The organism is Collimonas sp., from assembly GCF_035566555.1.
Taxonomy (GTDB): domain Bacteria; phylum Pseudomonadota; class Gammaproteobacteria; order Burkholderiales; family Burkholderiaceae_D; genus Collimonas.
This window is the reverse complement of the sequence record NZ_DATMRB010000002.1, coordinates 1-26048: the sequence shown is the minus strand read 5'-3', so window position 1 is coordinate 26048 and position 26048 is coordinate 1. Positions and strand designations below refer to the sequence as shown.

General features: G+C 58.6%; 23 protein-coding genes and 1 pseudogene. 15 read left to right on the top strand and 9 right to left on the bottom strand.

Annotated elements, in window-relative coordinates; genetic code table 11:
* Window positions 1-22: 22 nt before the first annotated feature.
* Window positions 23-949 (bottom strand): LysR family transcriptional regulator, encoded by a 927-nt coding sequence (locus VNZ65_RS00315; protein ID WP_325664927.1) that lies wholly within the window; start codon window positions 947-949, stop codon window positions 23-25.
* 318 nt (window positions 950-1267) lie between these two features.
* On the opposite strand from VNZ65_RS00315, the gene VNZ65_RS00310 reads away from it, so the two are divergent.
* Together VNZ65_RS00310 and ppsA are read left to right on the top strand one after the other, a co-directional pair.
* Entirely contained in the window at window positions 1268-2230 is a 963-nt protein-coding gene (locus tag VNZ65_RS00310) for a Dyp-type peroxidase (protein ID WP_325664925.1), read from the top strand.
* A 159-nt stretch (window positions 2231-2389) separates the two neighbouring features.
* Window positions 2390-5005, top strand: coding sequence for a phosphoenolpyruvate synthase (gene ppsA / locus VNZ65_RS00305; RefSeq protein ID WP_325664923.1), 2616 nt, complete (start codon window positions 2390-2392; stop codon window positions 5003-5005).
* 14 nt (window positions 5006-5019) lie between these two features.
* Here ppsA and VNZ65_RS00300 read toward each other — a convergent pair whose 3' ends face one another.
* Window positions 5020-5925, bottom strand: a complete 906-nt coding sequence (locus tag VNZ65_RS00300; RefSeq protein WP_325664921.1) for a LysR family transcriptional regulator — start codon at window positions 5923-5925, stop codon at window positions 5020-5022.
* 320 nt (window positions 5926-6245) lie between these two features.
* Here VNZ65_RS00300 and VNZ65_RS00295 point away from each other — a divergent pair, with 320 nt between their 5' ends.
* The 5 genes from VNZ65_RS00295 to VNZ65_RS00275 all read left to right on the top strand — a co-directional run bounded on the left by VNZ65_RS00295 (window position 6246) and on the right by VNZ65_RS00275 (window position 13432).
* Window positions 6246-7235, top strand: coding sequence for an agmatine deiminase family protein (locus VNZ65_RS00295; protein WP_325664945.1), 990 nt, complete (start codon window positions 6246-6248; stop codon window positions 7233-7235).
* A 413-nt stretch (window positions 7236-7648) separates the two neighbouring features.
* Window positions 7649-9187, top strand: a complete 1539-nt coding sequence (locus tag VNZ65_RS00290; protein WP_325664919.1) for an FAD-dependent monooxygenase — start codon at window positions 7649-7651, stop codon at window positions 9185-9187.
* Between the two features lie 27 nt (window positions 9188-9214).
* On the top strand, window positions 9215-9484 hold the full coding sequence (locus VNZ65_RS00285) for a hypothetical protein (protein WP_325664917.1): 270 nt from the start codon (window positions 9215-9217) through the stop codon (window positions 9482-9484).
* 453 nt (window positions 9485-9937) lie between these two features.
* Window positions 9938-12262, top strand: coding sequence for a pilus assembly protein TadG-related protein (locus tag VNZ65_RS00280; RefSeq protein ID WP_325664915.1), 2325 nt, complete (start codon window positions 9938-9940; stop codon window positions 12260-12262).
* A 21-nt stretch (window positions 12263-12283) separates the two neighbouring features.
* Entirely contained in the window at window positions 12284-13432 is a 1149-nt protein-coding gene (locus VNZ65_RS00275) for a hypothetical protein (RefSeq protein WP_325664913.1), read from the top strand.
* Window positions 13433-13654: 222 nt separating this feature from the next.
* Here the strand turns inward: VNZ65_RS00275 and VNZ65_RS00270 are convergent, their stop codons facing one another.
* From VNZ65_RS00270 to VNZ65_RS00250, 5 genes are all read right to left on the bottom strand, one after another.
* The gene (locus VNZ65_RS00270) at window positions 13655-14629 is read right to left on the bottom strand and encodes a porin (protein WP_325664911.1); all 975 of its coding nucleotides are present in this window, start codon (window positions 14627-14629) and stop codon (window positions 13655-13657) included.
* Window positions 14630-14962: 333 nt separating this feature from the next.
* Window positions 14963-16543 (bottom strand): MFS transporter, encoded by a 1581-nt coding sequence (locus VNZ65_RS00265; protein WP_325664909.1) that lies wholly within the window; start codon window positions 16541-16543, stop codon window positions 14963-14965.
* Between the two features lie 145 nt (window positions 16544-16688).
* A complete protein-coding gene (locus VNZ65_RS00260; protein ID WP_325664907.1) occupies window positions 16689-17330 on the bottom strand; it encodes a DUF1109 domain-containing protein in 642 nt (213 codons plus the stop codon).
* Window positions 17327-17899, bottom strand: a complete 573-nt coding sequence (locus VNZ65_RS00255) for a sigma-70 family RNA polymerase sigma factor (protein ID WP_325664905.1) — start codon at window positions 17897-17899, stop codon at window positions 17327-17329. Before VNZ65_RS00255 ends, VNZ65_RS00260 begins: the two co-directional genes overlap by 4 nt.
* A gap of 140 nt (window positions 17900-18039) precedes the next feature.
* Complete coding sequence (locus VNZ65_RS00250) at window positions 18040-18681, bottom strand: DUF1109 domain-containing protein (RefSeq protein ID WP_325664903.1); 642 nt, start codon at window positions 18679-18681, stop codon at window positions 18040-18042.
* A gap of 214 nt (window positions 18682-18895) precedes the next feature.
* On the opposite strand from VNZ65_RS00250, the gene VNZ65_RS00245 reads away from it, so the two are divergent.
* From VNZ65_RS00245 to msrB, 5 genes are all read left to right on the top strand, one after another.
* The gene (locus VNZ65_RS00245; RefSeq protein WP_325664901.1) at window positions 18896-19174 is read left to right on the top strand and encodes a DUF2282 domain-containing protein; all 279 of its coding nucleotides are present in this window, start codon (window positions 18896-18898) and stop codon (window positions 19172-19174) included.
* Window positions 19175-19195: 21 nt separating this feature from the next.
* Complete coding sequence (locus tag VNZ65_RS00240; protein ID WP_325664899.1) at window positions 19196-20044, top strand: DUF692 domain-containing protein; 849 nt, start codon at window positions 19196-19198, stop codon at window positions 20042-20044.
* On the top strand, window positions 20028-20780 hold the full coding sequence (locus tag VNZ65_RS00235; RefSeq protein WP_325664897.1) for a DNA-binding domain-containing protein: 753 nt from the start codon (window positions 20028-20030) through the stop codon (window positions 20778-20780). The genes VNZ65_RS00240 and VNZ65_RS00235 overlap by 17 nt, the downstream gene beginning before the upstream one ends.
* Window positions 20781-20808: 28 nt before the next feature.
* Window positions 20809-21282, top strand: coding sequence for a DoxX family protein (locus tag VNZ65_RS00230; protein ID WP_325664895.1), 474 nt, complete (start codon window positions 20809-20811; stop codon window positions 21280-21282).
* A gap of 131 nt (window positions 21283-21413) precedes the next feature.
* The gene (gene msrB / locus VNZ65_RS00225; RefSeq protein WP_325664893.1) at window positions 21414-21923 is read left to right on the top strand and encodes a peptide-methionine (R)-S-oxide reductase MsrB; all 510 of its coding nucleotides are present in this window, start codon (window positions 21414-21416) and stop codon (window positions 21921-21923) included.
* A gap of 184 nt (window positions 21924-22107) precedes the next feature.
* On the opposite strand, the gene VNZ65_RS00220 is transcribed toward msrB, so the two are convergent.
* Window positions 22108-23325, bottom strand: coding sequence for a M20/M25/M40 family metallo-hydrolase (locus VNZ65_RS00220; RefSeq protein WP_325664891.1), 1218 nt, complete (start codon window positions 23323-23325; stop codon window positions 22108-22110).
* A gap of 191 nt (window positions 23326-23516) precedes the next feature.
* Between VNZ65_RS00220 and VNZ65_RS00215 the strand changes: the two are divergent.
* Window positions 23517-23758, top strand: a pseudogene (locus VNZ65_RS00215) (LysR substrate-binding domain-containing protein); the annotation flags it as partial.
* A gap of 63 nt (window positions 23759-23821) precedes the next feature.
* Here the strand turns inward: VNZ65_RS00215 and VNZ65_RS00210 are convergent.
* Entirely contained in the window at window positions 23822-24376 is a 555-nt protein-coding gene (locus VNZ65_RS00210) for a carboxymuconolactone decarboxylase family protein (protein WP_325664889.1), read from the bottom strand.
* 58 nt (window positions 24377-24434) lie between these two features.
* Here VNZ65_RS00210 and VNZ65_RS00205 point away from each other — a divergent pair, with 58 nt between their 5' ends.
* Window positions 24435-24767, top strand: a complete 333-nt coding sequence (locus VNZ65_RS00205) for a helix-turn-helix domain-containing protein (protein WP_325664887.1) — start codon at window positions 24435-24437, stop codon at window positions 24765-24767.
* Window positions 24768-24980: 213 nt separating this feature from the next.
* Window positions 24981-25841 (top strand): carboxylating nicotinate-nucleotide diphosphorylase, encoded by an 861-nt coding sequence (nadC, locus tag VNZ65_RS00200; protein WP_325664885.1) that lies wholly within the window; start codon window positions 24981-24983, stop codon window positions 25839-25841.
* The last annotated feature ends 207 nt before the right edge of the window (window positions 25842-26048 follow it).

Sequence of the window (26048 nt, the reverse complement as noted above, 5' to 3'; positions counted from 1 at the left end):
TGATCGCGCCATCCCTCTTGGCTCAGGCCCTGAGCCGGGAAGCCGCCTGATCAGTGGCGCCCTCAAAAGTCTGCGCCACGGCACGCCCAAACAGATCTACCGCCTGTTGCTGGCCGCTCGCCAGCCGCGTTTGCTGGATCAGCCAGATGTCTAGCAGTGGCTTGAAGTCAGTGACATTGACCACATCCAGCTGCTCGCGATAACGGCTGCGCGCCAGTTGCGGCAACGGCATCAGGCCCAGACCCAGGCCGTTGGCCACAAGGCCGAGCTGCAGATCTGCACCGAAGGTTTCCAGATTGATCTTGAATGACAGGCCCTGGCCCATCAATGCCCGGTGCAAGCCAGCGCGGAAGCCGCAGCCATCGGGATTCAAGATCCAGCCACGACTGTGGCAATCGGCCAGTTTATAGCTGCGCCGGCTCATGTCGCCCTTGCGCGCGACCACTGCCAGTTCGATCCGTCCCAAGGTTTTGCCGCTGACGCCGTCCGGCAGCACCTTGGTGGCGGGAAACAGGGCGGTCGCCGCATCCAGTTCGCCATTGCTGACCTTGTCGACCAGTTGCGCGCCCCAGCCGGTCGACACCTGCGTGCTCAGTTCGGGAAAACTATCTTTGATTTGCCTGAGCGCGTCCAGCAGCGCGATATCGCCGATCGACTGGATCACGCCAAGCCGGAACACGCCGCTTGGCAGTTCATCGTGGGTAGCCAGATCGCGCAGCGATTCGACTTCACGCAGCACCGCGCGGCATTGTTCGTATACCAGTTTGCCCATGGCGTTCGGGCGCGGCGGCTTGGTGCTGCGATCCAGCAAGTCGATGCCGAGCGCTTCCTCGAAACTCTGGATGCGCCGCGTGATCGCCGGCTGGGTAAGTTGCAGCGATTCCGCCGCCAGGCTGATGGATTGACAGCGCACTACGGCGACGAATGCATCTATATCATCTATCTTCATAAGAATTTCGCATATATAGCAAAGTTATTTATACAAATTCTAACAGCAAGACAGTTGTTGTGGATGGTTGATGGCGCCTGTTGTCAACTTGATTTAATGCCTGGCAGAAGCAGCACTATTACCCGATCAGAAAAATGGAGTGCGCGTACGCCTCCGCGGGAAAATCTTGGGCCGCCTGCGTCGTGTTGCGTGGTCCTGCGAGTCAGGCCTGTTAAGCGCCACGATTAGCCGGGTGGCATGCCCCGGATATTACAGTTGCAGCCGATCGGGGGATTTGGTTTAAGATCATCATGGAGAATACAGACAGGATCAATCAATATGGCAATCCCACAGACAATGCTTTCGGTAGTGGCGCGCGACGAAGTGCATTTGCAGTTTGCGCTGAAGAAGAGCATCGATATCGGGCGTCTCTTCAAGACGCTGGGGAAGCTCTGGGAATCGGAAATAACCGGCATTGCTGACCCGACTCTCAATCAGCATCACCAATTGACCGGGGGCAGTGCAAATATTGTGCTGGGCTTCAAGCCCGAGTTGTGGCGGCAGGTTTATCCCGCGGATGTACCGGACAATCTTTATTCTTTCGACCAGGATGTCGCAAGCGCCAACGGCAAAATCGCTCCTGCTAGCCAACAGGACCTTTGGGTCTGGATCACACAATCAAACGCGGCAACACTATATGACAGCATGAGCAAAGCGGTGTCGTTGCTGAGTCCTTTTGCCGATCTTGTGAGCGAACAGATCTGCTTCCCGTATCACAACAATGTGACCTTCGACGGCTTTGCTGACGGTGTCGCCAATCCCAATCCGTTTCGCGCCAACAGTGTGGCTATCATTCCCGATGGGGAAAAAGGTGCGGGGGGATCGACAGTGTTGATCCAGAAATGGAAAATGGAGGTTGAAAAATTAAGGAGCTTGCCTGTGCACGAGGCAGAAAACGTCTGGGGCAGAACCAAAGCCGGGAGCCACGAGCTAGCGCCTTTGCCCGACGATTCCCACGTCGGCAGGAATCAGTTCAGAAGGAACGGCGAAGAGATAGATATCGTTCGCAGGAACGCCAATTACGGCAGCGCGAAAGAAGCGGGGATCATGTTTGTCGGCTTTTGCAACGATATCACAGTCACCATGGGGATGCTTAAACAGATGTACGGCGTAGGCCCCGATGGCGTCGCGAAAACAGACAGGTTGCTGGATTTCTCTACCGCGCTGTCCTCTGCGATCTACTTTGTGCCGAGTCTGGATGCCTTGTCGAAAATGGATATCTCGCCCGCGGATCCCGGCTAAAGTCCAGTTTAAAGGCCTGGCAAGGCCATATGTTCCAGCACTCAAATCGCATATCCACCTGAATTGAACCGCTAGCTGTAGCACAGACATTCTCAAGCCCACGATTTTTAAAGGGAGGCGAAAGGCTATGTTTCTGTGTCGACCAAAGGAAAGAAAAATATGAATACATATGCACTCTGTTTTCACGAGATCGATAGAACCATGGTGATGGTTGCAGGAGGCAAGGGCGCTAATCTAGGCGAACTGTCCAGGATCAAAGAGATACAGGTGCCGGAGGGTTTTTGCGTTACCACCGAATTGTATAGAGAACTCACCGAAAATAATCAAGAGCTTCACGGCTTGCTGGATGAATTAACGTGCGTTAAGGCCGAAGAGCGAAAGAAGATCAGCGACATCAGCGTAAAAATCCGCGCGGTCATAGAAAACATCGCTATTTCCAAGGATGTAGCAGACGAGATTGCTGCTTGCCTGACCAAGCTTGGTGACAAGCATGCCTTTGCCGTGCGCTCCAGCGCTACCGCGGAAGACCTGCCGACGGCGTCCTTTGCAGGCCAGCAGGATAGCTATTTGAACATCATCGGGAAAGAGGCCATCCTGAAGCATGTCAGCAGGTGCTGGGCATCGCTCTTTACCGACCGGGCAGTAGTTTACCGCCTTCAGAACGGCGTCGATCACCGTAAAGTCTCCATGTCCGTGGTGGTGCAGAAGATGGTGTTCCCACAGGCGGCCGGTATCTTGTTTACGGCCGATCCCGTCACGTCCAACAGGAAAGTGCTGTCCATTGACGCCAGCTTCGGTCTTGGCGAAGCCATGGTCTCCGGCCTGGTGAATGCTGACCTTTATAAAGTGTGTAACGGCAAGATCGTTGATAAGAGGATATCCGCCAAAAAACTGGCGATCCACGCCTTGCAAGACGGCGGCACGACGCAACAGGAGATTGAACCTGAGCGCCAGAACCGGCAAGCGCTGACGGATGAGCAGATCCTGCAGCTTGAACAGCTGGGCAGAAAGATCGAAGCGCATTTCGGCTCGCCCCAGGACATCGAATGGTGCCTGGCTGACGGTGAATTTCATATTGTCCAGAGTCGGCCAGTTACAACTTTGTACCCGATCCCCGAGGCGAATGACCAGGAAAACCGCGTCTATGTATCTGTCGGCCATCAGCAAATGATGACCAGTCCCATGAAACCATTGGGGCTGGCTTTCTTCCTGTTGGCGACTCCCGCTCCCATGCGTACTGCTGGCGGAAGGTTGTTTGTCGACGTCTCGCATCCGCTGGCGTCGCCAGTCACCAGGAAAAAAATAATAGATACCTTGGGAAAATCTGATCCGCTCATCAAAGATGCGCTGACGACCATCGTAGAGCGAGGCGATTTTATAAAATCGCCGGCGGAGGAAAGTAAAGCATCGGGCCGTGGCGAGAACAATCAGCCGGCCTGGTCTTTGGAGGGGAAAACAGACGGTGAATACGATCCGAAAATCGTTGCCGAATTAATTGAGAATAATCAGGCATCGATAAGAGAATTGAAAAAGAATATCCAGACGAAATCAGGAACAGCTGTATTTGATTTCATTCGTGAAGACATGCAGCAATTGAAGGGGTTTTTATTTGACCCGCGCAGTCTGGCCGTGATCATGGCCGCCATGGGGGCCTCTTCATGGATCAACGAGAAAATGCAGGCGTGGCTGGGCGAGCAGAACGCAGCAGATACGCTTTCTCAATCTGTTGCAAATAACATCACGTCGGAAATGGGACTGGCGCTGATGGATGTGGCGGATGTGGTCCGCCCCTATCCGGAAGTCATTGCATATTTGCAGCGCGCAAACAGCGATGATTTTCTGGATAAGCTGCCCAAGTTCGATGGCGGCCGGGAAACCCGGGACGCCATCCATGCTTATCTCGACAAATACGGCATGCGATGCAGCGGGGAAATCGATATCACTGAAGCGCGCTGGAGCGAAAAGCCGACAATGCTGCTTCCCATGATTCTTAACAATATCAAAAACTTCGAGCCTGGCGCCAGCAAGCGGAAATTCGAGCAGGGTCTGCAGGAAGCAATGGCTGAGGAACAAAGCTTGTTAGAACGCTTGAAGCAATTGCCGGATGGCGAACAAAAGGCCAGAGAAACAAAACGCATGATCGACCTGGTCCGGAATTTTATCGGTTATCGTGAATATCCAAAATACGGCAAGATCAATCGCTCCTTCGTTTATAAGCAGGCTTTGCTGAAAGAAGCCGAGCGGCTGGTGCAAGCCGGCGTCATTCATGAAACAGCGGATATGTACTATCTCAATTTTGAAGAGTTGCGCGAAACCGTGGGCACAAGCCAAGTAGATTACCAGCTCATCGGTAAACGAAAAGACGAGTACCAATCCTATAAAAAGCTGACGCCGCCACGTGTCATCACGTCTGACGGTGAAATCCTTTCCGGTGTGTATAAACGGGAAAATATCCCGGCCGGTGCAATTGCAGGACTGCCTGTTTCTTCCGGCATTGTAGAGGGACGCGCCCGTGTCATCCTGAACATGGAAGATGCCGATCTGGAAGAGGGCGATATATTGGTCACCGCATTTACCGACCCGGGCTGGACACCGTTGTTTGTATCCATAAAAGGCCTGGTCACGGAAGTCGGCGGACTGATGACCCATGGCGCCGTCATCGCTCGTGAATATGGTTTGCCGGCGGTCGTCGGCGTGGAGAATGCTACCAGGCTGATCAAAGACGGACAGAGAATCCGGGTTAACGGAACAGACGGATACCTGGAAATACTATGAATTGAGAGGCCTGCTCATGCAGGTCCGTATCGCAGTTCAGCCCGGTTTGAATTGGCGAGCAGGTAATCAACGATATCCACGATCATGTTCGACCGGGGCTGGCCCGCGACTCGCGATAACCACCAGGTGGCGCCGGGAAGACGCGGATAACCGGGCAGGATGGTGATTAGTCCGCGAACCAGGTTGTCGTGCGCCAGCAAGTATGGGAGGCAGGCAATGCCGCGTTTGCGCAGCACAGCGTCCAGCAACAGGCGTAGGTCATCGTAGATCGCTTGTTTTCGGAACGCGGCCAGCTGATGGCGGAAAATCTCTGCAGTCGCATCGTCGGTCAGGCTCTCCTCCAGACAAACCAGACCGGTATGCAGATGATGCTGCTCCAGCGGGACGCCGGCTAGCTGAGCGGCCAGTTCGGCGTTGCCCACAACGACCCATTCATCCTGTAAAAAAGGGACTTCCATTAAACCCGGCTGCTGGAGCGGGCGATTGCCGATGGTAATGTCGACATCGATTTCGTCAATGAAACGGGCAGTTTCGTCCGTCGAGAACAATGGAAACAGCCCTGGAATCCGGTCTTGCAAGAGCTCTATCTGAGGCTGCAGCCAGCCATGCAGCAATGGCGCCGGGCAAACCAGTACCACGAGTCCTGGGTCCAGATAAGTTGCGATTCGCGTCAGGCCACTGTGCAAGGTCCCGAATGAGCGTTGCACGCTCTGTAGCAAGACTTCTCCAGCGACATTCAATTCCACGCCACGCCCGACTCGGTGGAACAGCGGCTGGCCAATTTGCTCTTCCAGCAGTTGTATCTGATGACTGATCGCGGATTGCGACACGCATAGTTCATCGGCGGCGCGCGAGAAATTGCCGAGCCTGACTGCCGCTTCAAATCCTGCTAGAAGTTTTAACGATGGAATGCGATTCATTGACATATGAGAAAAATTGATCAATTAAGCCAATAAACATCAATATTCCTCAAGTTTAACACGCCCCATAATGGCCTCATTGTCTTAGATATATCTGTAAAGGAAAAATAGTCATGAGTTCTCGTCGTGTTTTTTTGCAAAATTGTAGTGCCGGTGGCGGCTTGCTCATGTTGGGAGGGTTGCTGACAGCTTGCGGCGGAGGTGATAACGGCAGCACGGCGTCGGCCAGCGAGCAGGTTGGCGTCAATGACGCAACCCGGCCGGCCGGCAATGGCAACCCGGGCAACGGTGGGCAAGGCTTGCCTGTATCCGGCTGGACGATGCCTGATGAGGGTGAACAGCACAAAGGGACCTGGATGGCATTCGTTGCATCCGACGCCATTTGGGAGCCCACGCAAATCGCGCCATTGCAAGATGCACTGGCGCGCATCGCCAACGCGATTGTGCAATTCGAACCGGTCAACATGCTGGTCAATCAACGCGATCTCGCGATCGCCAGGCAGAAGCTGGACCCGCGAGTCAAGCTGCTGATTGCGCCAATCGATGACCTGTGGATGCGCGACACCGGGCCGGTATTTGTCAAGAATCAGAACGGCGAAAAAGCGGGCGTCAATTTCAACTTCAACGGCTGGGGTAAAAAGCAGGTCTATGCCAACGATGGCAAAGTGGCGGGATTTGTTACGCAGCAGGCAGGAGTACGCATGCTGTCGACCAGGCTGGTGCTGGAAGGCGGCGGCATCGAAGTGGATGGGAAGGGCACCGCCATCATCACCGAAAGCTGTGTGCTGAATCCGAATCGCAATCCCGGTCTGAGCAAAGCAGATTGCGAGGCCGAGTTGAACGCGCTGTTGGGTATCCGGAAGGTAATTTGGCTGCCGGGAATTGCCGGCAAGGATATTACAGACGGACATACGGATTTCTACGCGCGTTTCGCCGGCCCCGGGGTTGTGGTTGCCGGTGTTGATTCGGATCCCGCTTCCTACGATCATGCAGTGACTACGCGGCATCTCCAGATATTGCGGGCAGCTACGGACGCAAATAACAAGCACTTGCAAGTCGTCCCAATCGAGGGGCCTGGCCAGATTCGGCCAGAGTTTGCGAACAAGACTTTTGCCTCCGGCTATATCAATTTCTACCTTGTCAACGGCGCACTGATCATGCCGGAGTTTGGCGACGCGGCAGCCGACGCCAATGCCAAGACCCGTTATATGGAGCTGTTTCCTGGTCGCGCCATCGTGCAACTGAATATCGATCCGATCGCGGCAGGCGGCGGCGGGATTCATTGCACCACGCAGCAGCAAGCTGCTTGAGCTTATTCTGAGCAAGCTGTATCCATTACGCCTTGTCCGCAGGGGCATTGAAGCATTCTGTCAGCTTGACACTTTATGGCTTTTTGCTCAATATCATGCGCACGGGGACGTAGTGGCTATCCATGATTCGTCAACCCGATGCGCTTTTGCTGTTTCGCAAGCCACAAAGAAGCAGCTGAAACCGGCGCAAAATTCACACTTACCAATTGAGGTTGCCCCCAATCGGCTCACATTCCTGAGCCAGCATGCTGAACGCCGCTCATATGCCTCCCACGCTATCTGTCGGGGCGATGAGCTAAGACACCGCCGCGATGGCGGCAAGTTGCGTTGCATTTGCGAATTGTTTACCACCGATTTTCGGTGCCCCTTGTTTGACAATACATCTTGGCGCCAAGGCGCTTAAGGGATTTTCTATGATTTATGATGTCGTGATTGCCGGCGCAGGCCCTGTCGGCTTATTTCTCGCCTGTGAGCTCCGGCTCGCAGGCATCTCAGTGTTGGTGCTGGAGAAAAACGTCGACCCGCGCGCTCCATTAAAGCGGCTTCCGTTCGGCATGCGTGGATTATTGGCGCCTTCCATCGAAGCTTTTTATCGCCGCGGTTTGCTGGACGACATGGCGGCGCCGCAACGTCTGCAAGATGAGGCGGGAAGCAACAGCGCCTCAAGCGCCGGGCGGGGAGGGCCGCAGCCGCGCCGCCAAATCGGCCATTTCGCCGGCATCCCTTTCGACCAGGACAAGGTCGATACCTCGAAATGGCCATATCGCCTGCCAAGCCCGGCTGCCACCAGCATGGCGGCCGATATGGAGCACATCGAAGCCGTCCTGGCCGCGCGCGCAAACGCGGCCGGGGTGGAAATCAGGCGCGGACTCAGCGTCGAAGGCTTCGACCATGCGGACGAAGAAGTGATTATTCGCGCAGGCAGCGAAACTTTTCATGGCCGCTGGCTGGTCGGCTGCGATGGCGGCCGCAGCATCGTGCGCAAGGCAGGCGGCTTTGAATTCGCCGGCACCGATGCTGAATTCACCGGCTATTCAGTTCAAGTGGAAATGGCTGACCCGGATCAACTCAGCCTGGGCCGCCACTATACGCCGACGGGGATGTATTTTCAGTCACGGCCCGGGACTATCGCGATGGTCGAGTTCGATGGCGGCGCTTGCCACCGAAGCCAAGCGATCACACTCGAGCACGTGCAGGCAGTGTTGCGCCGTATCGCTGGGAGCGATGTCACCCTGACGGCCCTCCGGCTTGCCACCACCTGGACCGATCGCGCTTACCAGGCCACGACTTACCGCAAAGGACGGCTGCTGCTCGCCGGCGACGCCGCGCACATCCATTCTCCTTTAGGCGGCCAGGGGCTCAACCTCGGCCTTGGCGATGCGATGAACCTTGGATGGAAGCTTGCCGCCACCATCCGTGGCGACGCACAGCTTGCTCTGCTTGACAGCTATTCGAGTGAACGGCGTCCGGTGGCAGCCCAGGTCCTGGACTGGTCACGCGCCCAAGTCGCGCTGATGCGGCCGAGCATGCATTCGCGTGCGCTCGCAGCCATCATCCGCGATCTCATCGACACAGGCGACGGCGCCACATACTTCGCTGAGCGCATGTGGGGTGTTTCGGTCCGTTACGATCTTGGCTGCAGCCACCCTCTGACGGGCCGCAGCGCTCCCGATTTCGAGCTGGCCGACGGCAGCAAGCTTGGTGCGCTGCTGAACAAGGGGAGGGGGCTATTCCTGGACTTTGACGCCAGCAGACCGTTTCAAGCGCTTGCCAGCGGCTGGAGCGACCGCATCACGTATATTGCAAGCGAAGCCAGGGATAGCCTGGGCTTGAGCGCGCTACTCGTGCGCCCCGATGGCGTGGTCGCCTGGGCCGGTGAGGCTGACTGCAGTCATGTGGAAGCTGCTCAGGCCGCCTCGCAGTGGTTTGGCGAAGCCGCAGAGATGCTTTAATTTACCGGCCTCAGTCGTGCAAATCGAATGCCAGTGGCGTTAGCGCTGATGCTGCAAATATTCCTCTATGATTGCGTTCACTTCGTGGTGGCATTCGAGACCCGCGAGATGCGCAGTAGCGGGCATAACGATGAACTCGGCGCCAGGTATCGCTGCCGCCATCGCCTGAGTCTCGCGGAGATGAACATCGTGCCGAGCGACAGCGTCTGGCTATCGGCAATCCGGTTACGCCACCCGAGCGAACTTGCCGGTGCGTTTTGTGCGGATATTCTGAGCGGCGCGCCAGCTTCGGCCTGAGTCGGCAAGGTGTGCGGATGACGGTTTCAGTCTTCCGCAACGATGCAGGAAAGCAGCCCGTCATCCGCTTAACTGGCGCCGTAAATGACGCGCTCGTCTAATGCGAACAGGCGTCATCCAATGCTGATTTTCGGCATCTATACATCATTGACATTAATGAGAGTGTCAAGAAAAAAACTTCGAATTATCAAGCTGAAAGCAGCTGAATCGGCATGCCATCGTCATTCTCCGGTAACAAAACGTAATTACCATCTGGAAAGATTTTTAACGCGTCTTGCCAGCAGTGCTGGATCCATCGCGCATTCGCGCAAACTTAATTTCCTTCCGGGATATCGACATGGTGCTGAAGCGATGCAAGCTGACGTAAGCAGATGGTTTAGCAGCGGACGCCGCCGTCGCTTGCCGCGATGCGCATCTGGCCGCACATTTAACCGCACATACAGCCGCGGCGCGGTGCTGCCGATCGGCATTTTCTTCCTGGCTGTGCTGTGCGTCGGCATATTCGCCGTCTATAACATGGCGCAGGTGACCAGCGACAAGCGGCGCCTGGTCAATGCCGCGGATGCGATTGCCTACAGCACCGCCAACATTGCGGCGGAGGGCCTCAACTACACCGCCTACACCAACCGCGCCATGATCGCCAATTACCAGGCGGTGGGGCAGATGACGGCGATGTGGTCGAACGTCACCATGTCGGACCAGTACTGGAAAAACAATAGCAGGGTGATGAAGGCCACCGCCGCGCTGACCAAATTCATCCCCTATATCGGCGCCGGCCTGTCGAGCATTCTCAATGCCGTCTCTACTTTCGGCAAATACTGGGAAAAAATCGTCGACGGCGTGCGCGTCACCAGCCAGGTGCTGGCCAACGCCGGCACCGCCACCACCTCATTGACCAATTACGCGATTTTCGCCTCGCAGCAGGTGCACCTGGCTACCACTACTTCAGCCATGATCGCCATGCAAAAGGAACTGCTGACGGCCAATGCGCCGCAAGCCGAGTATGTGCCGCAGACCATCATGTACCAGGTCGCCAAGAGCGTGGTGGATTTCGGCAGCATGATCAAGCTGCACCAGCCGCCGCGCAAGTTCATGGGCAGCACCGAGATGAAGACCAAGCTGCCGGACAGCACCGGCACCGCCGAATTCAACCTGGTGCACCGGGTGATGATGCAGGACATGATCAAGCTCACCAGCGCCATGGGCGGCCGCCGCCTGTTTCCTAACGCGGTCGGCCTGTGGGCGGTGGACGGCTGCAACCTGAGCGGCATCAACGGCATCCTGACCGGGCTCTCGGCCAACGGCCTGGAGCAGATCGTGCCGGCGCTGCAGGGCAACGTGGCGGCGGACGTCATCGGCCCGGTGATCGAAGCGTTCATGAACACGGTGGGCCTCATCGTCAGCCCGATCATGTGCCTGTACGAGCGTACCGGCGGCACCCGCATGATCCAGATGCAGGACGGAACCTATGCCTGGAGCAATATCGACATCATGGAGATCAATCCGCACCTGTTCAATATCCACATTCCGATGGCCGGCGCGGTGACCATGTCCAAGGTGGGCCGCCAGGGCCTGGACAAGAACCAGGAAGTGCCTGAAGACCTGGCCAAGTTCGTCGATGTGGTGAAAGACACTTCGTCCTGGAAGAAATCGTTCTGGGGCGAGGCGACCGGCATTGACGATTGCCTGTATTTCACGCTGCCGAACGGCGAACTCTATGCACCGCGGATAGGCGGCGCCTGCGCTTCGTTGTCTGCAGGCGCTGCCAAGAAATACTACGAGCGCGGCGTCATGAATATCGCCGGATCCTCTGGCGAGCGGGCAATGAAGGGCCAGCCGCAGATCGCCACCGCCAGCCAGACGCTCAACAACGCCGCCATGGCGACCCTGGAACCGGTAATCAATGCCGCCGGCGCCGGCGTCAATTCCTCCAATTCCTCGCAGTCCGCGGTCAATCTGCCGGACGCCAACGCCGGCAACCAGACCGGTGTGCTGGGCGGCGCCCCGGCCGGCATGCCAGCCTCCGGCGCTGCGCTCAATGCGCCCAATCCGGGCAGCGCCGATGCCGAAGTGACGGTGGCGACAGCGATGGCGCAGCAGGCGGTGAATTTCCAGCAGCTCTCCAGCCTGGGCGGCAATGTCGCCACTTCCATCTCAAACATGCTGGGCAGCGGCTTTTCGCTCGCCACCTCGGCGTTCGACGATCCGGTCGATGCGCCTGACGGTTTTGTCCAGTTTATCCTCAAGGCGCTCGGCCTGGGCGACTTGATCGATGTGCTTGGCATGCGCACTTCGCGCGGCACTGAGACGCTGTTCCAGAAACCCGGCCTGGGCGGTGCGGTGGCGGCTGACATGGGCTTGCCGGCGGAACGTTTCGGTCTGTGGGAAATGCGCGGCGCCAACATGGGCAACTACCAGCTGGGCGACCGCGACGCCAGCAATCTGTTTGTCGCCAGCAAGGAAGTGCAAGACAACGCCTTGAAGGACCTGGGGCCGTCGTTCGTGGTGGCGCTGCAGCAGACGGTCGACAAGACGCCGCTGCGGCCGGAAAGCAAATTCAACCTCGGGCGCGCGCCCATGCACGATTACGACACCGAACTCAAGCAGGATTATCTGAAAGCCATCGGCAAGGCGCGCGTTTACTACCGGGCGCCGGTGGAGCGCTGGACCACGCGCGGCCAGATCGTCTCGCACGCCAACCTCATGCTGCCTTACTGGAACGCTCGGCTGGAAGGCTTGAATTACCCCGAAAAAACGCTGTTCTTCGTCATTAACTGAGATCCCGTCCGGAAAGACTTCATGCTCATGCTGCCCGCACTATCGACCGCATCGCCAAGGCTGCGCCGCCAGCGCGGCCAGGCGCTGGTCGAATCCATCATTGTCTGCAGCCTGTTCATGGTTTTCCTGTTCGGCCTGCAGTGGGTGTGGCGGTTCGGCGAGCTGGCGCAGCTCAATGCCGAAGCCCCGCGCTTTGCCGCCTGGGAACGCACCGCCTACAAGTCCGGCGGCGGCGCCGAGACGCAGGCGCTCTACAGCAGCGACAGCGACCTGGCGCCCCAGGTATTCCGGAACGTCTACCTGACGCCGCGCGGCGCGCGCCAGTCGCAAGGCGAGGGCAGCACCGCCTTGATGCAAGACCACCCGGACTGGATGAGCACGGCCGCGCGCTTTTTTACCAGCACCATGAAGGGCGCCACCTTCGGCAGCATCTCAAGCAACGCCTTGAGCGTCACCACCAATTCAAACAAGGCGCCCGGCGGACCGATGGGATTCGATCCCACCCACAATACGCTGACCAGCCTGAAGCTGGATGACAAGCCTTATGAACGGGTGCAGGTCAACGGCGCCATCGGGCTGGGCGATTTCATCACGGACTTCCTGCAGCAGCGCTTCGGCATCGCACCAGCGCTCGACGGCATGGCCGCAGGCAGCACCAACGTCACCGCGCTGGGCAGCCTGACCATGGTCACCAATTCCTGGTCGGCGCCGGGTGGGGTGGCGATCAAGCGCATGTTTGACGAACTCAATCCGCTGGCTGCCAGCAACCACGTCGGCACGGTGCTCAACAACGGCAAGTACGGCAACCTGTCGCAGCTGATCGGCGGCGCCTCTGGTTTCGGCAGCAATTACCGGGTAGACAAGGTCGGCATCAATCCGGCGCAGGTATCGACGCTGGTATCGCAGGGGATGGGCTTCGACTACGGCAGCCTGAAGAACCCGGGCGACCTGATGAAAATTTTCAAGCCTACCGATGAATACAAGGAGAGCTTTGTGTTCAAGGCAGCGACGATCGAGCCTGAATATGTCGGCATCATCTGCAAGGCAAAAGTGCCGAATTCGATCCGCCTGACGCAGTACACCCAGGATGAACTATGCCCGTCCGGCACGGTGCGCGCGCGCACGATTTCCATGTTCGACAATCCGGCCTGGCGCTTTGTGGCTCCCTAGGGCAGCATCCTGAGAATAATAGAAATTTCAAAAAAATTCATTAATATTCAATGTATTGCAGATGAATCATGAGAGCTTGGATTAAGTTTGGAGATTTAATCGAAAAGCTTTTTTATTCAATTGCTTGCGCCCGCAATCCATGAATCTGCCGGATGATCAGCAGCAACCGCTGCAGGACCGTAGCCATCAACGTAAGCCATTTAAATCATTCCCTTTAGTCGCTCAGAAAGAATACTGCATGCCGGCCTGGGCGCCGCTGAGCCGGCCGCTTTGGGGATTGCGGTCGGTATCGGCCTCGACGTATAGCTTGGTGCGCTTCGACAGGCTGTAGCGGGCGACCGCCAGGAGCTTGTTGTCGACCGCGCCGTCGGCGGTGGTGCGCCAGTAGGCGGCAGTCAGCTCCCATGCCGGCGCCGGGACGTAAATGGCGCCGATGCCGTTGGTGATCAGGCTGCGGGTGGCGGTGTAGGGTTCGTTCCGGGTGTGGTAGTGCACCAGCTGCAGCGTGACCGGGCCGACCTCGTAGTAGCCGCCCGCGGTAAACGTGGTCTGGCCGCTGCCGTTGACGCCGCCGTAGGCAATTGCCGCGCCGAACGGGTGGCCGTTGTACATCAGGCTGGCGGCTTGCATGCTGCCGTTCTGGGTGCCTGCCTGTTCGCCGGCGGCGTAGCTCAGGCGCCCAATGAAATCGGAGAAGCGGCCGGTATAGACGATCGCATTGTCCCAGGCATAATTGAGCTGATGATTGACCGCGGGCGACCAGCTGGAGACATAAGTAGGGTCGCTCAGCCAGGAGCCGGCGTAATACAGTGCATTGTATTGACGCCCCAGGGTCAGCTCGCCATAGCTGCTGCTCAAGCCGACATAGGCGGTGCGTCCGAACAATCGTCCTCCCTGGTTCAGTTTGCCGGTGTCGAGCGAAAAACCGTTCTCCAGGTTGAAAATGGCTTTCAGGCCGCCGCCCAGGTCTTCGCTGCCGATCAGGCCCCAGCGGCTGCCGGCCCAGCCCAGTTCCGCGCCGTCCACTACCGACAAGCTGTTGCCGGCCCTGGTTTGCTGATAGCGCACGCTGCTGTCGATAAACCCATACAGCGTGACGCTGGTGCTGGCGATTTGCGCATGAGAGGCGCTGGCCGCCAGGGCTAGCAATGCGGCGGCAGGGACGGTGCGCGGAATACGGAGGACGGCTGTTTTCATTGTTTTGCTTTGTGGTTTGTCATCAGTTGCGCATGTACGGCCGGCACAGTTCTACCAGCGGCCATGCCGCGGAAGCAGTCCGCAAGCGGGCACCTTGAGCGAAAGATGTGCCCGCCACGCAGCCTGCCGCGCCTTAACCTTGGCCCGGATTGCTGTGGCGGCCGATAAAACGGCCAGATCATGGAAATGAAATGCAGGGTTACGAGGCAAAAAGAGACTTGCGCGGCTCTCTGTCCATCAGCCGCGAATATATAGTAGGTCTATGCCAGGAAAGAACGAATCATTTTGAACAACTATATTCGGAATAAGTACATGGCACTTGCCTGCGGCTCGTCAGGTTTTGGAAGGACGCCCGGCGATCAGCAGCCAGGCGCTCAAGGCGCTGCCCAAGGCCAGGCACGCAGAGAGCAGCATCACCCAGCGAAAGCCGGAGACGTACGATTGGCTGATTGCGCTTTTCAGGAACGCTTTCTCCGATTGGCTTGCTGCTTCGGGTAACTCGATTGCAGCAAGTTTTGCCCGCTGCACCTCTACCGCGTGCAACTTTTCCGGCGCCATATTCGAGGTCTTGAGATGCCGGTCCAAACTGACATTGAACGCCAGGTTCATCACAATCCCGAAAGCTGCGATGGCCAGCAGGGTGGCCGTACGCGAAACGGCGTTGTTGACGCCCGATGCCGCGCCGGTAAGACTCTGGTCGACTGCGTTCATGACCGTCGTGGTCAGCGGCGCGATGCTGATCGACATGCCGAAGCCCAATATCAGCACCGCCGGAAAATAATTAGTCCAGTAACTGCCGCCCACACCCGGAATGGCGAACCAGGCAAATCCGATAGCCGCAATCGTCGGCCCGATCACAAGCGGTTTCTTGGCGCCGTAGCGGTCAACCAGGCCGCCGCTCCATCTTGACAGGAGAAACATCGGCAGCACAAACGGCAGCAACGAAGCGCCGGCGGCGAAAGCGGAATACTCTTGCACCAGAATCAGGTTGAGCGGAAGAAAATACAGGCTGCCGCCAAGCGCAGCGTACAGCAGGAGCGTCAGCAGGTTGGCGCCGCTGAAATTGCGGGATCGGAATAAGCCGAGCGGCAGCATGGGAGTCGGATGCCGCAATTCGAGGCCGATGAAAAGGGTAAGCATCAGCACAGCCAGAACCAGCGTTGCAAGCACCGTCACTTCGCCCCAGCCTTTGTTCGACGATTCAATCAAGCCATAGACCAGGCATCCCAGCCCGATGCTGGCCAACGCAGCGCCGCTCCAATCCAGAGAGCCTGAAGCGCGTTGATCGCGGCTTTCGGGGACGTATCTGAATGTGAGGACGATCACCAGCAAGGCGAGCGGGACGTTGATCAGAAATGCCAGGCGCCATGACACATGCTCAATCAGGAATCCGCCGACCACCGGTCCAATTGCGGTAGTGATGGCAGTGTAGCCAGACCAGGTGCCGATCGCTTTGCCGCGTTCGTTTGCGGGAAATGAAGCACTGATCAGGGCAAGGCTGCCCGGGACCAGCAAGGCGCCGCCGATGCCCTGCACAGCGCGAGCGGCAATCAGTTGCATGACGCTGCCCGTCACCCCACACCAGATGGAGGCGACAGCGAACAGCGCGGTGCCAAGGGCAAACACCCGGCGTCGGCCGAAGCGGTCGCCAGCGCTGCCGCCAACCAGCAGCAGAGCCGCCAGAAACAGGGTATAGGATTCAATGACCCACTGCGCATCGGATGCGCTGGCGCCGAATGCGCGCTGCAAGGCGGGAAGGGCGACGTTGACCACCGTGCCATCGATAAACACCATGCTAGAGGCGAGTATCGTGGCCGCCAATACCCACGGGCGCGCACTGCGCTTGCACAGTGAATCCGCCGCAGTGTCGGCAATGGCGCCCTCGTCGCGAGGGCGGGCAGGCGATACAGTCATTGACATCACTCCCGCATAAGCTGGTGTTTGCCAAGCATAGCCTAAATTGTTATTTGTGCCGGATGCAATGTCGACAGGTGCATGGCTCGGGCGTTCAAGCTGTCGATTCGCAGCTCAAACTGACTGTGGCTAGCTGCGCTCTATGTTACCAGCGCAGAAAACGCGGTCCGCAAAGTGCTCCGGCCAAGGTCGGAATCAGCATGCCCAGCACATACCAGGCGCCCCAGAACGGCACCCCCATTTCCGGGCAGTGCAGGCAGTAAGCAACGGTGGCAATGGCGCCGGACAGGAGGCCGGCAGCCGCGCCAGCCAGGCGCAAACGTGTCGGCGCCAGCCCGCGCATGGCCCAGAAGACGGCAATCAGGGAGGGCACGGACAGCAGCGCAATATTGAACGGACAACTGCGCCAGGTCACGCCCAAGAGCAAGGAGGCACGCAGCTCCGGCGGCGCCGACCAGAGGATCAATCCGGAGGCGCTCCACACCAGCAGCAGCGGCAAGGCCAAGGCAGGCCAGGCATTGCCCCCGGTCTGGCCGGGACGCGCCAGGCGCGAAGCCAGCAGCAGGGCGGCAGCCCCTAGCAGAAGCGGGAACGCCAGTTTGAACCAGAACAGCGGGGTGCCGAGCATGGCGTGGATATCCGGCCGCACTCCGTAAAGCAGCACGGTCAGGATGACTGAGCCCAGGCCGCCCAGTATCAGTGCGCGGCTGAAGCTTTTGGCAGAGGCGTGACGATCCACCGGCGCTACGCCAGCTGCCAATAAGGAAACAAAGTCGTCTGTTTTCATGCCAAACCTCTGATTTTCGCCGCCAATGCCTTGAGGCCGCGGTGCACGCCTATTTTAACTGCGGACTCCGACAGACCGGTGAGTTGTGCCGTTTCCGCCACCGACAAGCCTTCCAGTTTGACGTGCACAATCGGCAGGCGTTGGCGGTCCGGCAGCAATTCGAGCAATTTGCCGATATCGCGTTTGGCCGCAGCGGGTTGTTCATCGCTGCCGGTAAAAATCTCCAGGTAATCGTCGAGCGGCTCATTCAACGCCTCGTGGCGCGACCGTGCGCGCAGGAAGTCGCTCAGCTTGTAGCGGGCAATCGCGTAGACCCAGGCTGTCAGGGGCTGGTCGGCGCGGAAGGTGTGGCGGCCGTTATGCACCGCCAGCAGGGTTTCCTGCACCACGTCTTCGACATCGTCCTGCAGGTGGTATAGACGCTTTCTCAGGAAAGCCCGCAAGCGCCCGCTCAGTTCGTCCAGGAAGCTGCGATATGCCGCCGCATCGCCGTCCAGCCCGGCGAGCAGCAGCATTTTCAGGCGCTCTTCTATCGGCTGTATGGCTTCTGTTTCGCTTATTCGCTTCATGGCATCTTGATTAAAACGAACCCTGATTCAATCGAAAGACAACTAGTGTTGTTGCCCGCCGCGCCGACCGGCAAGCATGGAAAGCAGCTCATCGTCGCCTTTTTCTTCCTTTACGGCAAGTGAAACCGCCTTGGCGGCACTCACCAGCGCAGCCAGCGTGGCCCGAGCAGGGCGCCCGCCAGCATCGGGATCAGCATGCCGAGCGCGTACCACACGCCCCAGAACGGCGGCGCCATTTCGATGCAGTACAAGGTGTAGACCAGCACCGCTTGCGCTCCCGCCAGCAAGCCGGCGCCGGCGCCGGCCAGCCGCAGCCGGGTCGGCGCCAGGCCGCGCATGGCCCAGAACACGGCGTAGAAGGTCGGCGCAGACAAGATCACGATGTTCAAGGTGCAGATGCGCCAGGTGCTGCCGAGCACCAGGCCCAGCCGCAGCGCCGGCGGCGTCGCCAGCAGGAAGCCGGCGGCGGCGCTCCAGACCGCTAGCAAAGGCAGCGCCAGCATCAGCCAGCCGAGCTGGCTGTCCATGCCTGGGCGCGCCAGGCGGCTGGCGATCAGCAGCGCTGCCAGCAGCACCGCCAGCGGAAACGCCGCTTTCAACCAGAACAGCGGCGTCACCAGCATTTGCGGCATGTCGCTGCGGACGCCGTAAATCGCCAGCAGCAGTGCGGTTGCACCCAATAATCCCATGATCAATGCGAGGCCGAAGCGTTTGGCCAGCACATTGGGATCGGCGGGTTGCACGCCGGTCGCCAGCATGGCGACCAGTTCGGGGGTATTCATGATGTTTCTCCAGACGGGCTTGCGCAGGCCTATGTATTCGCCGCAGCCGCGGCTTTGGTTACAGCTGTCGCAAAAAATATTTTTTCAATTATTTTTGCTGGCCGCTGTAACCGGATGCTGCGCGCCGGCGAATTACCTGTCAGATCGCTTGCACAACACAGTTTCCAGTGCAGACGATCGGTTCTTTTACCTAACCTTTTCTGGAGCAGACATCATGAATGCACGTAATCTCGTTACCGCCGCTTTTACCCTGGCAGCCCTGACTTCCGGCGTCGCCATGGCGCAGAACCAAGCTACACCGGCCAAGCCGGCTGTGGAAAAATGCTACGGCGTGTCCGCCGCCGGCAAGAATGACTGCAAGGCAGGCGAGGGCACCACCTGCGCCGGCACCGCCAAGGTCGACTATCAAGGCAACGCCTGGAAAAACGTCCCTGCCGGCACCTGCACCAGCATCAAGACGCCGCATGGCACAGGTTCCCTGACTCCAACCTGATGCAGAAACGGCCGGCTCATCATGGATAACCGACTTGGCGCAGGCCTGGGCCTGAAACCCCAGCACTACGACGAAGCGCTGGCATGCAGCGCAGGCGGCCTCTGGTTCGAGGTCCATCCGGAAAACTACATGGTGGCCGGCGGCCCTCGGCTGGCCTGGCTGGAAACAATCCGCCAGCGCCATCCGCTGGCCTTGCACGGCGTCTCGCTGTCGCTGGCGGCCGATGTCGCGCCGGACGAGGCGCACTTGCGCAAGCTGGCGCAACTGGTCCGGCGCTTCCAGCCGACGCTGGTGTCGGAACATCTGGCATGGTCGGCGTGGAACGGCAATTACTATCCCGATCTGCTGCCGGTGCCGCGCAGCGGCGAAGCGCTGCTGCGCATCGCCGCCAATATCGCAAGGACACAGGATGCCCTCGGCTGCCGCATCGCTATCGAAAATCCCACTCATTATCTGCACATGGATCAGCATGCCTGGAGCGAAGTCGATTTCCTGACTGAACTGACGCGCCGCACAGGCTGTGGCTTGCTGACCGACGTTAACAACATTTTCATCAGTGCGCACAATCTGCAGTTCGATGCGGCTGCCTATATCGACAGTCTGCCAGCGGCCGCCATCATGGAAATTCACCTTGCCGGTTATAGCGAAGATGCGGATATCGGCGCCGCCTTACTGATCGATTCGCACGACGCTCCGGTGGCGCCGGCGGTATGGGATTTGTACCGCCGCCTGGTCGAGCGCATTGGCGCGCGCCCCACGCTGATCGAACGTGACGACCATTTACCCGATTTCAGCGTTCTGCTAGCCGAGCGCGGACAGGCGCAAGACATCCTCGACCTGCAAGGAGCATCGCATGAGCGCGCCGCTTAAACAGTTCCAGGATGATTTTATCCTTGCCTTGTATGGCGCAGGAGATGCAATCCCGCAGCTGGCGTCATTGAGTGGACAGCCGGGTTTTGCGATTTACCGGAACACGGTGATCAAGGGTTGCATCGATACCCTGGCGGCTAATTTCCCGACCGTGCAGCGGTTGGTGGGCGAGCAATGGTTTCGTTCCGCCGCGCTGGTGTACGTCAGGACGACGCCGCCGAGTGCGGTCAGCATGATGGAGTACGGCGAGGATTTCCCGCAATTCCTGGCGCAATTTCCACCGGCGGCTGAGCTGCCTTATCTGGCTGGCGTTGCCCGGCTGGACCGATTCTGGATTGAAGCACATATCGCAGCGGACGACACCCGGCTCGACGCCGCGGTGCTTGGCGCCCTGGCGCCGCAAGTGCTGGCGCAAACGGTCCTGCGGCCGCGCGCCAGCACGTACTGGCAGTGGTTCGCGCAGTACCCGGCCTACACGATCTGGAGCGTCAACCGGGCGCAAACCGAAATGCCCGGCGATCTGGCCTGGGTAGCAGAAGGGGCTTTGCTGACACGCCGTGATGGCGTTGTCTGCTGGCAGCCACTGGATTTCCCCGCTTGCGTGCTGCTTGACGCCTGCGCCGCCGGCCTGACGCTGGAAAATGCAGCCAGCCAGGCAGCGGCAGCCGCCCCTGCGCAAGACATCGCGCAAACGCTGGCGCTTTTGCTGACTGCCGGCGCGTTTTCCGCAACATAAAACGACTTATTCATCAATGGAGATCGACATGAACACATCCGCCATAGCCGCCGCGGCAATGCCAACCGGCTTGCGCCACCGCTGGAACAGCATCGCCGACAGATTGTCGGGGCTGGTCGGCCATTCCTTGCTGGCGCTGATCGCCCGCATCGGTATTGCCGCCACGTTTTTCCTGTCAGGACGCACCAAGGTGACGGGATTCCTGACTTTAACGGAAGGCACTTACACCCTGTTCCGTGAGGAATACAAGATTCCGCTGATCCCGCCCGAAATCGCGGCGCACATGGCGGCCTATGCCGAACACCTGTTCCCTCTGCTGCTGGTGCTGGGCCTGTTTACACGTTTTGCAGCGCTGGCGTTGCTCGGCATGACGCTGGTGATTGAAGTATTCGTCTATCCGGACGCCTGGCCCATTCATCTGTCGTGGGCTGGCTTGCTGCTCTATCTTGTCGGGCGTGGCGGCGGTGCTCTGTCTATCGATAACTGGCTTGGCATCAAATGATGAAGTGTCGTCAGATTGAAAATACCCGGGTGATATTTGTTGAGTGAAGCCCGGTCGATTGTTGTTCTGGACATGTCGCTCGCCCAATGCGTGAGGCCGGTCGATATGCATTTTTATCTTGGAGATGAACGATGAAATCTACTCGCCGCGTTTTTCTGGGCGCCGGCGTGCTCGCCGGCCTGTCTGTCGGGCTGGGTTCCTTGCTCGCCACGGCTTCCCGCGTCACTGCAGCTGAAACGCAGGAACACTTCGACGTAACCCATAGCGACGCCGAATGGCGTAGCCTGCTTGGCGCCAGCAGCTATGCCGTGTTGCGCCAGGAGGCTACTGAGCGTCCGTATAGCAGTCCGCTGAATGCGCAGCACGGGGCAGGAGTCTTTAGCTGCGCAGGTTGCGCCCGTCCCTTATTTTCTTCCAAGACCAAGTTCGACAGCCACACCGGCTGGCCCAGCTTCTGGCAAGCGCTGGACAACGCGGTGCGCACGCGCGAAGACAAGACTTTTGGCATGCTGCGCACGGAAGTTCACTGCCAGCGCTGCGGCGGCCACCTGGGCCATCTGTTCGACGACGGCCCTAAGCCGACCGGGCTGCGCTATTGCATGAACGGGGTGGCGATGAATTTTACCGAATCCGCAACCTGAGCGGATGTCGATGATTGACCTTTGTGCAATCACTAGCACTGAGCCGGCGATGGCGCCAATTGCTGCCGCAGCGATATCAGGGGTTCGAACCTGAGGATATCGCCGCCTCGGTTTCTGACCGGGCTACCAGCTGCAGTCCCGCGCAGACGAGGGAAGGGCAGCCGGCCAGGTAGTGGACAGGATATTATTTCCGATTGCCCAGATCCATGAGCATGCGGGTCAGCAGATAAAAGCGGGGCACGATGCTGTCGATTTCGGCGTACTCTTCCGGCGTGTGGATGCCGCCGCCGACAATGCCGAAACCATCCAGCGTCGGGATCCCGACGCCTGCCGAGAGGCTCGAATCGGCTGCGCCGCCGCTGCCCTCAAGCGTCAGCTTTTTGCCTAACTCGCCATAGATGGCTTGCGCCTTGGCAGCCAGTGCTTCTGATTGCAGATTTGCCGGCATAGGTGGGAACCCGCGGGTCAAGTGCGTCGTTACCTGGGTATCGGGAATCAATTTTTTCTCGGATACCTTGGCCAGGTCTTTTTCAACGCGGTCGAATTCTTCGGGAACTGCCACGCGCACGTCGCCGAAGGCAGTCGCGTGATCTGGAATGACGTTAGTCGAGCCCCCAGCGTTGATCACGGTAAAGTTGACCGTGGTTTGTTTTTCGCGGTCGCCGAGCTGGCCGAGCTGCAATATCTGGTGCGCGGCTTCCATCGCGGCATTGCGGCCGCTGTCAGGCGCCACGCCGGCGTGCGCTGCCTTGCCGGTAACCTCGACCTTCACCGTGCCGCTGCCTTTTCGCCATACCACCAGGCCGTCGGCCGGGCGGCCCGGTTCGAGATTAAGGACCACGTCGTGCTGCCTGGCGACTTTTTCGATCAGCGCGCATGAACCGGCCGAGCCGGTCTCTTCGTTGGAATTCAGCAATAGAGTAATCTGGGCATAATCTTTAAAACCAAGCTGTTGCAGGATTTTTAACGCATACAGGCCGGCGACGATGCCGCCTTTGTCATCCATGACGCCAGGGCCATAAGCCCGGCTGTCTTTGATATAAAACGGCTTTGCCGTGGCTGTTCCGTGCTTGAAAACCGTATCCATGTGCGCCATCAGCAAAATTTTACCTTTGCCGGTTCCAGTGAATGTCGCCACCACGTTATTGCCGTTTGCGGGCGCTGCCGCCGGATAGGTTTCAACGCGCGCCCCGATTTTTTTCAATTCTTCAATCACTATCCCGCTGACCTGGCTCAATCCCTGTTCGTCGCCGGTGCCGGTATCGATATTCACCAAGCGCTCCAGCAGCTTCAAGGCTTCGCCCTTGTATTGCTCGGCCTTTTCATAGACCTGTTTATCGGGTTCGGCAAAAGACGGCGGGGCGGCTAAACCAAGAGCTATGCCTAAACCCAGGCTGGACATGAATGCGGATCGTGCAAAATGAAACATTATTGTGACCTCCCGTTTGAATGTTGGATTGTTGAGTTATGAATGGATTCTGGCATAGACCGGATGCTCCGGCAAAGGATTCGAGGAGAAGGTTCAGGCAGCTTTGCTGATGCGGCGAGCGATGGCTTCGCCCATGTCGACGGCGGATGTGTTGGCCTACAAGCAATATGACCACCAACAACGGCGAGATCGCCATGAGCTGGGCCCTGGACGGCCACGGCGTCCTGATGCGCGCCGCATGGGATGTCAGTGCTATCTGCAAAGCGCCCGGCTGGTGCAGGTCCTGCCTGGCTACCGCATGCCGGACGCCTACATCTACGTGATGTATCCGCAGCGCCACCAGTTGTCGGCCCGTATCCGTACCTTCGTGGATTTCCTCACCGAGACCTTCGAACGGTTTGACTAAGCCGGCGAGTCGGGGCGCCGGTCAGTCTTCTCGATTCAGTGTCATTCAACATGCGTCCGTCGATTAGTTGTTGGCATAACTATCAAAATGAGGCGCGGCGGTCTCAAGTTCCAGCTTTGTCGTGTTCACTATGTAGGACACCGCGTGATATAGACCGGCAAGCATCACTAGCTCGATAAGCTGCTCGTCGGTGTAAAACGTTTTCAGTTCGGCCCACAGAGTGTCGTCGACGCTGCTGGTCGCATGCAGTACATCCGCAAGCCGGATCAGCACGGAATCTTGAGCTTGCCACGCCTGGGTATCCTCATGCACAGTGGCAGCAACCTGTGTCGGAGTGAGTCCCGCCTTGGTGCTAAAGGCCGCAACATGTACGCCCCATTCGTACTCGGCCCCACACAACGCGCAGGTTCGTAGAATCATGATCTCTCTGGCGCGTACTGAAATGCTGCCCTTGTCGAGTAGGCCGCCTGCGATCATGCGCGACAGTACACGCGGATTTTGTCCTACGGTGCGGAACAACTTCAGCGGCGGAATGCCGGGCGGCATGATGCGATCGAAATCCTGCTGCACACCATCAGCGTAGGGCGGATTAAGGGCTTGTATACGGGGTGTTGACATGCAGGACTCCAGTTGCTACGATAAACGAAGCATAATACTTCTAATTTAGTAGCACAATATGGCGCTCATCGACAAACCCGTTCGTGGTTCCAAAACCGGCAAGCCAATCATGGCTTTGCTCGACCTGCTCGGCCGCCGCTGGGTGCTACGCGTGATCTGGGAACTGCGCGAGGGCCCAATGGTGTTCCGCGAGCTACAGGCTCGCTGCGACGGTATGTCGCCGTCAGTGCTCAACAGCCGACTGGCAGAATTGCGCGAAGCGCTGATTGTTGAAACTTGCGACTCTGGTTACCAACTTACTAAACGCGGCAGAAAACTATTGGAACTGTTCGATCCCTTGGGAGACTGGGTAGAGAGTTGGGCCGCGGCGCTACGTAGTGCAAATAAATAACATCTACCCAGGCCCTGTTGACCGACTCTACTCAACCCCTAGCGACCATCGAGCTACGGTGATTCTTCGGCTCAAAGCTGACACCCGGGCTCTGAAACGCCTTACTGCATTAAAGTTGGCGGGTTATGGTGGATAGACATTCGGCCGTAGGTTTGCGGTGCTGGCGGCCTGTAAGGCCCTGCATAATCTTTTCATTTTCTATAAGGTCACGGCATGAATGCATTCACCCTCCCAGGCTTCAACCTCAGTGCCTTTGTCCACGCTACGCTCGCTGAAGATCTCGGCGAAGGCCTCCCTAGCGGCGGCCACGACGTCACCGCCGAGAGCGTCATCCCTGCCGATGCGCGCTTTGCCGGGGTGATGGACACTCGCGAGGCGATCACCGTCGCCGGCCTGCCGCTGGCCGCCGCGTTCTTCCGTCATCTCGATCCGGCGTGCACGATCGAAATGCTCGTGCAGGACGGGCAGAGCGTCACGCCTGGCAACGCGTTGATGCGCATCGCCGGCAACGCCCGTGCTCTGCTCACCGCCGAGCGCAGCGCGCTCAACACCGTGCAGCACCTCTCGGGCATCGCGACAATGACGCGCGCCTATGTCGATGCCATGAACGGCCACGCCACCCTGCTCGACACCCGCAAGACCATCCCCGGCCTGCGCGTGCTTGAAAAATACGCGACGCGGATGGGCGGCGCGACCAATTACCGCATGGGGCTGTGGGATGCGGTGCTGATCAAGGACAACCATGTCGCGGTGGCGGGCGGCGTCGGGCCGGCGGTGGCGCGCGCGAAGGCGGCAGGCGTGGAGCGGATCATCTGCGAAGTCGATCGACTCGACCAGATCGAGCCGGCGATCGTGGCCGGCGCCACCCAAATCCTGCTCGACAATATGTCGCCGGCAATGCTGGCCGAGGCAGTGACGTTGGTGGCCGGACGCGCGGCGACGGAGGCTTCGGGTGGAGTGCGGCTCGATACGATCGCCGTGATCGCGGCGAGCGGTGTGGATTACGTCTCGGTCGGGCGGCTGATGCAAAGCGCCCCGGCGGCAGATATCGGGCTGGATCTTGAGCTGGTGTAAACCCGCCTAGCGGCGCTCTTTGAAAACCGCCCACAATATGTTGGTTTGCATCTAATATTGACCCACTTTTGGACTAATGGTATGGACGCCCTCTCTCAAGAGCGGTAGGTTTAAAGTTGAGATTTCTCAACCCTCCAAGGAGTCCACCATGGAAGCGCACACGATAGGAGTTGATCTAGCGAAGAACCTGTTTCAGGTTCACGGTGT